11 protein-coding genes are annotated in these 12434 nt (G+C 72.0%); 1 reads left to right on the top strand and 10 read right to left on the bottom strand.

The window, feature by feature from the left end; genetic code table 11:
• Positions 1 to 27 precede the first annotated feature (27 nt).
• The 6 genes from sufU to EDF53_RS01965 all read right to left on the bottom strand — a co-directional run bounded on the left by sufU (position 28) and on the right by EDF53_RS01965 (position 6666).
• Complete coding sequence (gene sufU / locus EDF53_RS01990; RefSeq protein ID WP_123291997.1) at positions 28 to 477, bottom strand: Fe-S cluster assembly sulfur transfer protein SufU; 450 nt, start codon at positions 475 to 477, stop codon at positions 28 to 30.
• Positions 474 to 1766: an aminotransferase class V-fold PLP-dependent enzyme gene (locus tag EDF53_RS01985; RefSeq protein WP_123291996.1), complete on the bottom strand. Its 1293-nt coding sequence runs from the start codon at positions 1764 to 1766 to the stop codon at positions 474 to 476. Before EDF53_RS01985 ends, sufU begins: the two co-directional genes overlap by 4 nt.
• A 134-nt stretch (positions 1767 to 1900) precedes the next feature.
• Positions 1901 to 2155, bottom strand: a complete 255-nt coding sequence (locus EDF53_RS01980; RefSeq protein ID WP_374102075.1) for an antitoxin — start codon at positions 2153 to 2155, stop codon at positions 1901 to 1903.
• Positions 2156 to 2209: 54 nt separating this feature from the next.
• On the bottom strand, positions 2210 to 3493 hold the full coding sequence (locus EDF53_RS01975) for a chloride channel protein (RefSeq protein WP_123291995.1): 1284 nt from the start codon (positions 3491 to 3493) through the stop codon (positions 2210 to 2212).
• Positions 3494 to 3553: 60 nt separating this feature from the next.
• A complete protein-coding gene (locus tag EDF53_RS01970) occupies positions 3554 to 5668 on the bottom strand; it encodes an alpha-galactosidase (RefSeq protein ID WP_185020905.1) in 2115 nt (704 codons plus the stop codon).
• 14 nt (positions 5669 to 5682) lie between these two features.
• Positions 5683 to 6666 (bottom strand): magnesium and cobalt transport protein CorA, encoded by a 984-nt coding sequence (locus tag EDF53_RS01965; RefSeq protein ID WP_260215179.1) that lies wholly within the window; start codon positions 6664 to 6666, stop codon positions 5683 to 5685.
• 164 nt (positions 6667 to 6830) lie between these two features.
• On the opposite strand from EDF53_RS01965, the gene EDF53_RS01960 reads away from it, so the two are divergent.
• The gene (locus EDF53_RS01960) at positions 6831 to 7631 is read left to right on the top strand and encodes a tryptophan-rich sensory protein (protein WP_123292320.1); all 801 of its coding nucleotides are present in this window, start codon (positions 6831 to 6833) and stop codon (positions 7629 to 7631) included.
• 103 nt (positions 7632 to 7734) lie between these two features.
• Here the strand turns inward: EDF53_RS01960 and ald are convergent, their stop codons facing one another.
• The 4 genes from ald to EDF53_RS01940 form a co-directional block, all read right to left on the bottom strand.
• A complete protein-coding gene (ald, locus tag EDF53_RS01955) occupies positions 7735 to 8835 on the bottom strand; it encodes an alanine dehydrogenase (RefSeq protein WP_123291994.1) in 1101 nt (366 codons plus the stop codon).
• Positions 8836 to 8963: 128 nt separating this feature from the next.
• Positions 8964 to 10352 carry an FAD-binding oxidoreductase gene (locus EDF53_RS01950; protein ID WP_123291993.1) on the bottom strand — a complete coding sequence of 463 codons (1389 nt, stop codon included), beginning with the start codon at positions 10350 to 10352 and terminating at the stop codon, positions 8964 to 8966.
• A gap of 54 nt (positions 10353 to 10406) precedes the next feature.
• Complete coding sequence (locus EDF53_RS01945) at positions 10407 to 11366, bottom strand: AraC family transcriptional regulator (RefSeq protein ID WP_123291992.1); 960 nt, start codon at positions 11364 to 11366, stop codon at positions 10407 to 10409.
• A 49-nt stretch (positions 11367 to 11415) separates the two neighbouring features.
• Complete coding sequence (locus EDF53_RS01940) at positions 11416 to 12357, bottom strand: sugar-binding transcriptional regulator (RefSeq protein WP_123291991.1); 942 nt, start codon at positions 12355 to 12357, stop codon at positions 11416 to 11418.
• Between the last annotated feature and the right edge of the window lie 77 nt (positions 12358 to 12434).

Here is a 12434-nt window from a genome sequence, read left to right as displayed (position 1 = left end):
TGGTCGCGATCGCGAGCCGCACCCGGCTCAGCGGGACGCCGTCGCCTCACGCGCAGCGGCTTCCGCCGCGACCCAGGCGAGCATGCCGCACTTGACCCGCATGACGAACTTCGAGACGCCGTGGAAGGCGATGAGGTCCTCGAGGACGTCCTCGTCGGGCTCGCCGATGCCGCGGGAGCGCATCATCGTGCGGAACTCGTCGGTCAGTGCGAGGAGCTCCGGGACCGTGCGGCCCACGGCCATGTCGGTGAGGACCGATGCCGAGGCCATCGAGATCGAGCAGCCGTCGCCCTGCCAGGCGAGACCGGCGATGCGGTCGGTGCCCGGTTCGAGACGGATGCGGACGGTGATCTCGTCGCCGCACGTGGGGTTGCGCTCGAAGTGCGAGGCGTCGGCGTCGGGCAGGTCGCCGTCGCCGTGCCGGGCCTTGGCGTGGTCGAGGATGACCTGCTGGTACAGGCTGTCGAGGGAGTTCATACGGTCGCTCCGAAGTAGCCGCGGACCTCGCCGACGGCCGCGATGAACCGGTCCACGTCGTGCTCGGTCGTGTAGACGTAGGTGCTCGCGCGGCTGGTGGCGACCAGGCCGAGTCGGCGGTGCAGGGGTTGGGCGCAGTGGTGCCCCGAGCGGACGGCGATGCCCTGCGCGTCGAGGTACTGCGACACGTCGTGGGCGTGCACACCGTCGACGTCGAACGACACCAGGCCCGATCGCGGGACGCCGACCGGCGGACCGACCACGCGGATGCCGGGGACGGCGGCCAGGCCGTCGAGCATGCGCCGGGCGAGGTGCTCCTCGTGCGCGCGGACACGCTCCATGCCGATGCCCTGCAGGTAGCGGACGGCCTCGGCCAGGGCGACGGCCTGCGAGACGGGCTGCGTGCCGGCCTCGAACCGCTCGGGTGCCGGCATGAACTCCGACGCCTCCATGGTCACGGTGGTGATCATGGACCCGCCGGTGCGGAACGGAGGCAGCGCGTTCAACAGCTCGCTGCGGCCCCAGAGCACGCCGATGCCGTTCGGGCCGAGCATCTTGTGCCCGGAGAACGCGGCGAAGTCGACGCCGAGCTCCTGCACGTCGAGCGGCCGGTGCGGCGCGGACTGGCAGGCGTCGAGGACGACCAGTGCGCCGCGGGCGTGGGCGAGACCGACGATCTGCTCGACGGGGGCGACCATGCCGGTGACGTTCGAGACGTGCGCGAACGCGACGACCTTGGTGTGGTCGGTGATCAGGGCCGCGGCGTCCTCGGCGGTCCAGGTGCCGTCGGCGGCGACCGGGACCCAGCGGAGCGTCGCGCCGGTCAGCGCGGCGAGTTCCTGCCACGGCACGAGGTTCGCGTGGTGCTCGGCCTCGGTGACCAGGATCTCGTCGCCCGGTCCGATGCGGAAGCGAGCGGAGTCGACCCCGCCGCGGCCACGGCTGGCGTTCGCGATGCCGTAGGCGACGAGGTTGAGGGCGTCGGTGGCGTTCGCGGTCCAGACGACCTCGCTCGGACCGGCAGCGCCGATGAAGTCGGCGACGGTGGCACGGGCGTCCTCGTAGGCATCGGTGCTCAGCGCCGCGAGCGTGTGCGCCCCGCGGTGGACGGCGGCGTTGTCGTGCTCGAGGAACCGGCGTTCGGCGTCGAGGACCTGGGTCGGGCGTTCCGCCGTCGCCCCGGAGTCCAGGTACGCCAACGGTTGCCCGTTCACGTCCTGCGCGAGGATCGGGAAGTCCGACTTGATCGTCTCGACCTCGGCCTCGGTGAGCGGCTGGTTCGGCGCCACGACTGTCACGTCTCGTCCTCCTGGTGTTGCTGTCCGGAGCAACCCGTCAATGGTGGCCGTTGTTCCCGACGGCGTCCAGTCGGCGCGGGAACGGCCCAGGACCACGCCGGGTCCTGGGCCGTCGCACGGTGGGGCTACTCGTTGCCGATCTTCTTGTCCGCAGCGTCGCGGGCACCGTCGATCTTGTCGTCGTACTTGCCGCCGGTGGCCTTCTTGACCGCGTCGGCGACGCCCCCGAGGACCTTGTCGCTGATGTCCTCGGCCTTCTCGCTCTTCAGGGCGTCCTGGACCTTGTTGTCCTTCAGGAAGTCCTGGGCCTTCTTCGTGATGTCGTCGAACCCCGCCATGGCCTGCTCCTCAGCTCGGTGCGGAGCCCGTCGCTCCGTCATGCCGCAGATCGTAGGCCGCAGAACCGTCGTCTGTCCCGGAACGTGACGAAGTGTTCACACCATCTGGGCGCTGCGTCGACGTGCCAGGACGTACCCGACCGCGACCGCCCCGGACACCGCGAGCAGCGACGGGATGAGGATGTCGGTGCCCTCCTGCGTGAACTCGACCACCAGGACGAGCGCCGTGAACGGGGCCCGCATCGTGGTCGCCAGGAACGCCGCGGCGCCGACGAACGCGAAGGCCGCCAGGCCCGGGCCGTCAGCCGGCCAGAGCAGGAGCCACGCGCCCCCGAGGCCGCCGCCGATCGCCGAACCGATCGCGATCGATGGTGTCAGGGTGCCGCCGACCGCGCCGGCACCGATCGTGGCCGACGTGGTGATCGTGCGGACGACGCCGAGCAGCAGGAGCAGCACGATCGGCGCCAGGCCGGCGACGGTGTCGTCGTCGAGCGAGGCGTTCATCGCGACGAGGCCCAGCGCCCGCCCGTTGCCGAGGATCTCCGGGAACGGCACCGCGATGAGCCCGACCATGGCGAACACCACCGGCAGCACGACGAGCAGGTGCCAGCCCTTGGGCGCGATGCCCTGCAGCCGGTTGGTGAGCTTCACGAACCCGACGCCCGCCAGGCCGAGGACGGGCCCGACGATGATCGCCCAGACGAGCAGCGACGGCGACATGTGCATCGCCGGCACGTGGTAGAGCACCTCGTCCGGGATCACGAGCCGGGCGACGAACGCGGCGACCGCACTCGTGGCGAACGCGGGCAGGGCCGTGGCGAAGCTGATCTCGCCCAGCAGGACCTCGACGGCGAAGAGCGCACCGCCGAGCGGGACGTCGTACACCGCGGCGAGGCCCGCTGCCGCTCCGCAGGCGACCAGGATCTTCGTCTCGCGCGGGGTGAGACCGGCACGACGGGTGACGAGTTGGGAGAGCCAGGCGCCGACCTCGCGCGGGGCGACCTCCTTGCCGATCGAGGCGCCGAGCCCGACCGCCAGGATCTGCACGCCGGCGTTCGCCAGGGTCGCGAGTGCGGGCATCCGCTTGCCGCCGACCGCCGCGGTGACCGACACGATCGGACGCCCCCAGCGCCGGAGCGCCCACCAGGCGAAGCCCGTCAGGACACCGGCGGCCACGAGGGCGAGGAACCGGTTCAGCGCCGACGGTGCGTCCGCCGCCTCGAGGTGCCCACCGAAGCCGTACCCGAAGGCCACGAACTGGATGAGCTGCAGCGCGAGCCACACGGCGATGCCGGCGATGCCGCCGGAGACGCCCACCAGGGCGGTGACGACGGCGAGCTTGAGCGCCCAGACGGGGGTCGCGTGTCCGGAGCGCGGCATGTCGGAAACCCTAGCGGCTCCGATCACCGGCACCGGGCCTCCCGGTCGTCCCACCTGCCGTCAGACGGCCGTCAGACGGAACGGGACCACGCAGTCGGCGGGCATGAGCGGCGGGTGCAGGCCGACCGCGACGAGCACCCGACCGCTGAACACCCGTGCGCCGCTCCACCAGTCCGGCCGGACGATCCCGTGCCCGTCACCGACCACGATCGGGTCGACGCGGTACGAGACGTCCGGGTCGAGGTCGCGGAAGGTGACCCGACCGGTGCCGGACACCTCAGACCGCCCGATGCTCGCCAGGAAGAAGACGGCCTGCTGCCGGTCCGGCGTGACCGTGCCGTACACGAGCCGGGAGTCGTCGACCTCGTCCATCCGCACCAGGTCGCCGCCGTGCAGCAGCCCGCGCAGCTCCTTGTACAGCGCGATCCACTCCGCCAGCGACGCCGACTCCTCCGCCGTCGCCTCGGTGAGGTCCCACTCGATGCCCAGGTGCCCGACGAGCGCGGTGCCGGCCCGGAAGGCCAGGTCGTGCACGCGGCCCGTCGAGTGGTTCCTGCCGCTCGCGATGTGCGCGCCGAGGAGTTCCGGGGGCAGGAGCTGCTGCGTCCACCGGTGCATCTGCTGCCGCTCGAGGGGGTCGATGTCGTCGGACACCCAGACGCGGTCGGTGTGCTCGATCACGCCGAGGTCGACCCGGGCGCCACCCGACGCGCACGACTCGATCTCGAGCGTCGGGAAGCGTGCCTTCAGGGTCGCCATCAGCCGGTACGTCGCCAGGGTCTGCTCGTGCACCGCCGCGCCGGCACCGGGGAACCCGGCCTCCACAAGGTCGCGGTTGTGGTCCCACTTGACGTACTCGATGCCGTACTCGCCGATGATCGCCGTCATCCGCTCGAGCACGTACTCGTACGCCTCGGGGATCGCCAGGTCGAGCACCTGCTGGTCGCGGGACCGCATCGGCAGTCGGCCGTCCGCCTGCATGATCCACTCCGGGTGGGCGCGGGCGAGGTCGCTGTCCTCGTTCACCATCTCGGGTTCGAACCACAGGCCGAACTCCATGCCGAGGGCCCGGACACGGTCCACGATCGGCCCGAGCCCGTCGGGCCAGACGTCCTCGTCGACGTACCAGTCGCCGAGCCCGAGGTGGTCGTTCCGGCGGCCGCGGAACCACCCGTCGTCGAGCACGTACCGCTCGACCCCGAGGGCCGCGGCGCGCTCCGCCAGGTCGGTCAGCCGGGCGAGGTCGTGGTCGAAGTACACGGCCTCCCAGACGTTGATCGTCGTCGGTCGCGGCGTCGTCGGGTGCTGCGGCCGGCTCCGGAGCCACTGGTGGAAGCGTCGGGCCTGGTCATCGAGCCCGTCACCGTGGGCGAACCACACCCACGGCCCCTCGTACGTCTCGCCCGTGCCGAGCCGGACCTCGCCCGGCAGCAGCAGTTCGCCGCCGCCGATCACCTGGCGCCCGGTCGACAGGCGTTCGGCGTGGTGCCGGTGGTTCCCGCTCCAACCGGTGTGCACGCCCCACACCTGACCGCGGGCGAAGCCGAAGCCGGGCTCCCCCACCGTCAGGACGGTCGCGGCGTCGGCACCGGTCCGGCCCTTCCGGCTCTCGCGCTGGTGGGTGCCGACGACGAGCTCGCGGCGCTGCGGGGTGCGTTCCTTGCCCCATCGACCGGCGAAGTCCAGGACCTCGCGCGCCCCGGACGGGATCGGCATCGCCACCGTCAGGTCGTCCACCGTGTAGACGCCGTCGGCGGTGTTCGTGACGGCAGCCCGGGCACGGACGAGTCCGGAGCCGAGCACCTCGATCGTCACGCGGACCGCGAGCCCCGCGGTGTCGTCGGCAGCCTCGGCCCTGACGGTCGTGTCGGTCACGTCGAGCGACCGCACGGTGAACGCCGGCGACCAGTCGTGGCCGTCGCGGTGTCCGGCCAGGCCGGGTCGTCCGCTCCACCCGCGGTTCGGCTCGGGCAGCACGGCGACACGGACGGGATCGTCCATCTCGTTCTGGGCCACGGGGGCGACGTCCGCGTCGGCGAGTGCGACGAGCGCGTCGTCGTCGAGTGGCCCGAGGGCTGCTCCCCAGTGCACCACCGCGGGCAGCGCGTGGTCACGGCAGTCGAGGACGAGGGAGACGCCCCCGGCGGTCAGGTGGACGAGGTCGTACGAGGTCACGGCCCCAGTCTTCCTCAGAACCAGCGCTTGACCTTGAACACGACCCACAGGATCGCGGCGAACAGGACCATCCCGACGATCGACAGCGGGTAGCCCCAGGTCCACGTCAGCTCGGGCATGTGCGTGAAGTTCATGCCGTAGATGGCGGCGATGAGCGTCGGGGCGAACAGGATCGCCGCCCAGCCGGAGATCCGCTTCGTGTCGTCGTTCTGCTTCTGCGCCGCCAACGTCGAGTCGACGGTCAGGGCGTTCTGCAGCAGCTGCCGGAACGTGTCCAACCGCTCCACCGTGCGGATGGCGTGGTCGAGGACGTCGCGGAACCGGCGCTGCATCTCGATCGGCAGGTGGTACTTCTCGGCGCCGCGGTGCAGGTTCTCGATGATGTGGATGAGTGGGCGGGCCGCACGCTGGAAGTCGACGACCTCGCCGAACAGTTCGTAGATGCGCCGCGAGACCCCGGCCTCGCCCGCGAACAGCTGGTCCTCGATCTGGTTGATGTCCTCTTCCAGCCCGTCGATCACCGGCACGTAGCCGTCGACGATCGTGTCCATGAGCGCCCAGAGCTGCGCCTGCGGTCCGACCGTCACCAGGCCGGGCTTGCCGCTCATCCGCTGCAGCGCTCGCGGGACGGTCGGCTTGCCGCGCGGGTCGGCCTTCACCACGACGAGGAAGAAGTTCTCTCCGACGAAGGCGTGCACCTCGCCGAACGCCACCTCTTCCTGCCCGTCGTTGTAGAGCGCGGGCTTGAGGACCACGAAGAGCGTCGAGCCGTACCGCTCGAGCTTCGGTCGCTGGTGCCCCTCGGCGGAGTCCTCGACCGCGAGCTCGTGCAGGCCGAGCGCGACCGCGACGTCGCCGAGCTCCTGCGCGTCCGGTTGGTACAGCACGATGCACGCGCTCGCGCCCTGCTCGTCGAGCATCCGGAAGGTGTCGTCCAGCGACGGACTCGCCATCGGGGCGATCCGGTCGACGTACACGGTGTTCATCTCGACGCTCACGCGACCACCGTACGCAGGTGACCGGCTTTCGGACGGGAGGCCCGTGGCGGGCCCGCCACGGGCCTCCAGTCCGCCGTCCCCCACAGGCTGAACGCACGCTGCGCGCCCGACAGGACCGCCCGCCTACGGTGCAGGTCATCAGCATGCTGACGAAGGGAACGGTCATGAAGAGGATCTGGAAGCGCATCGCGGTCGCCGTGAGTGCCGTCGTCGCGGTGGTCGGGGCGTTCGTCGGGTCCGGCGCCGCCGGCGGGACACCGATCCAGGACGCTGCCGGCGGAGCGCTGTCGGCGTCGTCGACCGCCATCGCACCGGACGGCCCGGCGTTCTCGATCTGGAGCGTCGTCTACGTCGGCCTCATCGCCTACGCCATCCGCCAGCTCTTCCGCACGTCGGACGATGACCGGCACGCGAAGCTGGCGGTGCCGGCGATCCTGTCCCTGCTGCTCAACGCGGCGTGGATCCTGTCGGTGCAGTTCGGGTTCCTGTGGGCGAGCGAGCCGATCATCGTGGCCCTGCTCGCGGTGCTGGTCTGGACGTTCACGATCCTGCGGCGGACGAAGCCCTCCGGCGTCGTCGAGGCGATCGTCACCGACGGCACGTTCGGCCTCTACCTCGGGTGGGTGTGCGTCGCGACGGCGGCGAACACGGCCGCGGTGCTGACGGCAGCGGGCTTCCGGGGCTTCGACCTCGGGCAGGACGTGTGGGGTGTGCTCGTCGCAGCGGTGGCCGGGCTCGTCGGGCTGCTGCTGGCGGTGTGGGGTCGGGGTCGCCTGGCGCCGATGCTCTCCCTGGCCTGGGGGCTGGCCTGGGTGGCGGTCGCGCGGCTCGACGGTCCGCTGGTGTCGACGCCGACCGCCGTGGCCGCGGTGGTCGCAGCCGCCGCGGTCGTGGTGGTGACGGTCGCCGTGCGGGCGCGTGCGGGTTGGTCCGGCGCGCGTGGCTTGGCGGCGCGCACGGCCTAGCCAACATTCGCGCTCAGCGACAGTTCACGGCCGCGAGGCTGCGTGAACTGTCGCTGAGCGCGAAACAACGCGCGCCAGCGCCGGGCCCGCAGGCGGCCGGGGCCTACCGCGCGGACGCCACGAGCCCGTGCGCGGACGCCACGGCCTCGTTCGTGACCTCGCCGGCGTGCACGTTCAGGCCGAGGGCGAGCGACGGGTCGGCGGCCAGCGCGGCCTCCCACCCGCGGTCGGCGATCGCGACGGCGTACGGCAGCGTCGCGTTCGTCAGCGAGATCGTGCTCGTGCGCGGGACGGCACCGGGCATGTTCGCCACGCAGTAGTACACGGTGTCGTGCACCGCGAACGTCGGGTCGTCGTGGGTGGTCGGGTGCGAGCCCTCGAAGCAGCCGCCCTGGTCGATCGCGATGTCGACGAGCACCGATCCCGGCCGCATGTCCGCGACCATGGCATCGGTGACGAGCTTCGGCGCGGACGCCCCGGGGATGAGCACGGAACCGATCACCAGGTCGGCGTCCCGCAGGGCTTCCGCGATGGCGTGCGCCGACGACCGCAGCGTCGTGATCCGCCCGTCGAACCGGGCGTCGAGCGCGCGCAGCCGGGGCAGGCTGATGTCGAAGACCGTCACGTCGGCCCCCATGCCGAGCGCCATCGTCGCCGCGTGCTCGCCCGCGACCCCGCCGCCGATCACGACGACGCGGCCCTTCGGCGTGCCGGGCACCCCACCGAGCAGCAGTCCGCGTCCGCCGTTCGTGCGCATCAGGTTGTAGGCGCCGACCTGGGCGGACAGCCGTCCGGCGACCTCGGACATCGGCGACAGCAGGGGCAGCGAGCGGTCCGGCAGCTGCACGGTCTCGTAGGCGATCGCGGTGGCCCCGGAGTCGATGAGTGCATCGGTCAGCGGGCGGTCGGCCGCCAGGTGCAGGTACGTGAAGAGCACCTGTCCCGGACGGATGAGCGGGTACTCGGACGCCACCGGCTCCTTGACCTTCAGGATCAGCTCGGCGCGCGCCCAGACCTCGGCGGCGGTGTCGACGATCTCGGCGCCCGCGGTGCGGTACTCGTCGTCGGGGAACGCCGACCCGGTGCCGGCGCCGGCCTGCACCAGGACCTGGTGGCCGTGCAGCGCCAGCTCCGCGACACCCGCCGGGGTGGCCGCCACGCGGTACTCGTTGTTCTTGATCTCGGTGGGGACGCCGATGCGCATCGCAGACTCCTTCGTGGGTGGTGCTCTCGTCCACACCATTCAGCGCCGGATTCGTTGCGGTGACGTTACGGCCGAAGATCCTGACGACACACGGCGCATCCGTGCGATGAGATTCGGCGATCAGCCGCTCAGAAGACCTTGCCCGGGTTCAGGATGCCTGCCGGGTCGAACACCCGTCGGATCCCCCGCTGCAGCTCGAGCACGTCGTCCCCGAGCTCGTCACCGATCCACCGACGCTTCAACACCCCCACGCCGTGCTCGCCCGTCAGGGTGCCGCCCAACTCGATCGCGGCACGGAACATCGCATCAGCGGCGTCCCAGACCTGAGCCGGCACCTCGTCGCCGTCGAAGACGAAGTTCGGGTGCAGGTTGCCGTCACCGGCGTGCGCCACGGTCGGGATCGGGACGCCGTGTTCGCGGCCGATGGCCTCGACACGGGCGAACATCTCGGCGAGCCGGCTGCGCGGCACCGCGACGTCCTCGATGAGCACCCGGCCTCGCGACTCCATCGCGGCGTGGAAGGACCGACGGATCGTCAGCAGGCGCTCGCGTTCCGCCGCCGACCCGGCCAGGTGCACGGTCCCGCCCTCGGCCTGGAGGCGCGGCACGGCTCCCAGCGCGGCCTCGGTCGCGCCCGGGCCGTCGAACTCCACGAGCAGGAAGACCCCGCCCGCCGCGGTGCTCCCCACCGTCTCCACGATCACCTCGGGTCCCAGGTACGCCGCGATCCCCTCGAGGGCGAGGACGTCCAGCAGCTCGACCGTCGACGGCCGATCCGCTCCCGCCACGACGGCCGCTGCCGCGGCCGCCGCCTGCTGCACGGACGGGTAGACGGCCCCGAGGGTCGCGGGCTCCCCCGCCGGGATCGGGACGAGTCGGACCGTGGCGCCGACGATGACGCCGAGCGTGCCCTCGGACCCGACGAGCAACGCCGTCAGGTCGAGGCCGGTCACCCCCTTCACGGTGCGGTGGCCGGTCGACACGAGCCGACCGTCCGCCAGCACGACGTCGAGTCCGAGTACGGCCTCGCGCGTGACGCCGTACTTCACGCACCGCAGACCACCGGCGTTCGTGGCGATGTTCCCGCCGACGCTCGCGATCGCCGCACTCGCGGGGTCCGGTGCGAAGCGCAGCCCGTGCTCGGCGACGGCGGCGTTCAGCGCACCGTTGAGCACCCCGGGTTCGACGACGGCGAGTTCGTCCTCGACGGACACCTCGACGATGCGGTCCATCCGCGCGACGCTGAGCACCACCGTGCCCTCGGTGCCGTTCGCGCCACCCGCCAGACCGGTGCCGGCGCCGCGCGGGACGACGGGGACGCCCAGGGCCGAGCAGGTCCGGAGCGTCGCCTGCACGTGTTCGACGGTGCGGGCCTCGACGACGGCGACCGGACCGCCGGGTGCGATCCAGCCGGACTTGTCGGTCCGCGCGGCGTCGAGCACGCCCGGTTCGGTCCGGACGACGGTGCCGTCGGGGTCGTGCAGGGCGGAGCGGAGCTCGGTGACGACGGTGTCCATGTCGTCACGCTACCGCCGCCGGGTGGACTCCCCGGCTCGGTGCCCCCACGGCGGTCAGCGCGTACGGAGCGACTCGCTCGGCAGCTCGCCGAAGCGGGCACGGTACGTCGCCGAGAACCGCCCGAGGTGCCCGAAGCCCCACGACCGGGCGATCTCGGCGACCGAGGTCTCGTCGCGCGCACCCCCGAGCAGGTCCGCCCGCGCACCGTCGAGCCGCACCTCGCGCAGCAGGTCGCCGGGCGTCTGGTCGAGGTGCCGTCGCAGGGACTGCTGCAGCCCGCGCGGGCTGAGCCCCGCCGCCGCGGCGATCTCGGGTGTGCCGATGGGTTCGCGGGCGTGCTCGTGCACGAAGTCGAGCGCCCGGCGGACGCGGCCGTGCTCCGGACCGCCGCCGGCCACGGTCGAGCGCCAGCGATCGCGCTGCGGGAACGCGCGGATCGCAGCGGTCGCGAAGGCCTCGGCGATGTCGCGCTGCGCGATCGGGTCGAGGTCGTGGTCGACGTTGAGCCACGTCGACGAGTGCGTCCGGACCACGTCCTGCCACGCGGCCGTGCCCGCAGCCGTCGGGCGCTGCATCGGCTCGAAGGCGAAGTCGTCCTCGCCGACGATCGCCCGGACGAAGTCGCGGTCCAGGTGCACGAGGTTCAGCGCGATGTCGCGGTGGTGCAGGGAGTACGGCTCGGCGAACGGCAGCACGACGGGCACGCCGGCTTCGAGCGCCCAGGTGTCGCCGCCGCAGGTGATCCGGCTGGAACCGCTCCGCATCCAGGCCACCAGGAACTCGTCGTCGACCTGGCTCTCGCTGCGCAGGTCGACCATGAACCGCGACGACCGCAGCGACATCCGGTCGTCGCCGACGCCGGCGAAGTCCCAGTGCGCGGTGGGGCGGGTGCGCCGGACCGCGGGTGCCCGGAAGTCGTAGTCGCGCCCGAAGAACGCGAGCGCCTGGTCGACGTCAGTGCCGACCACGCGACGGGAGTACCGGCCGCCCGGTCGGTCCATCGAGATCACCATGGCCGAGAACGTACCCGGCACCCCCGACAGAACCGGGTCACATCCTGACTCAGGGCTGCAGGATCGCCTGCCCGACGCTCTCGTCCAGGATCAGGTCCGTGACGAGCCCGGACGCCAGCGCACCCCGCAACGACGCGGCCTTCGACCGGCCCGCGACGACGCAGACCCGACGCGGAGCGCGCTTGATGGTGTCGAGGTCCGGGCCGCCCGCGCGCGCGTTCACGCCGATGTCCCGCCACGACCCGTCGGCCCGGTAGAACACGGTCGAGACGTCGCCGACGACCTGGGCCTTCGTCAGCTCGTCGCGGTCCGCGGGGTCGAGGTAGCCGCCGGAGTACACGTGCGACGGCACCGGGGCCTGCGGGGCGCCGACACCGAACACGACCAGGTCCATCCGCTCGTGCAGGTCGAGCACACGGCGGATCGAGCGCTCGCGGAACAGCGCCTCCTTCGTGGCGGGGTCGTCGAAGAACGCGGGCACCGGGAACTGCTGCACGAACGCGCCGTACGCCTCGCCGAACCGCCGCAGGATCTCCGAGGCGTAGACGATGCCCGTGGTCCGGGTGTTCGCGGCGCCGTTGATCTGCACGATCGTCGACCCGTGCGTGGTCTTCGGCACGAGGTACCGGCTGACCGCGCTCACCGTCGAGCCCCACGAGATCCCGATCACCATGTTCGACTCGACGTACTGCGTCAGGATCCGGGCGGCGGACAGGGCGACCCGTTCCAGGCGGTCGACGTCGCTCGTGTGGTCCGGCACCGGGACGACGTGCGCGTGCACCCCGAACCGCGAGCGGATGCTGCGGCTCAGCGCGGCGGCCTGGTCGAGGGGTGAGCGGATCTGGATGTCGACGAGACCGGTGTCCCTGGCGTACTTCAGCAGGCGCGACACCGAGGACCGCGAGGTCGCGAGTTCGTCCGCGATGGCGTCCATCGTCAGGTCCTGCAGGTAGTACAGGTGGGCGGCGCGCAGCGCCTGCTGCGTGCGCATGGGCTGAGCCGCATCGCTCATGGTGCTCCGATCTGTCGAACGCAACCATGCACGGACGTGCACGGCCTCTGCAACCC

The organism is Curtobacterium sp. PhB78 (genome assembly GCF_003751685.1).
Lineage (GTDB): Bacteria > Actinomycetota > Actinomycetes > Actinomycetales > Microbacteriaceae > Curtobacterium.
Note: the sequence above shows the minus strand (reverse complement) of the source record. Positions and strands in the feature narration are given on the sequence as shown.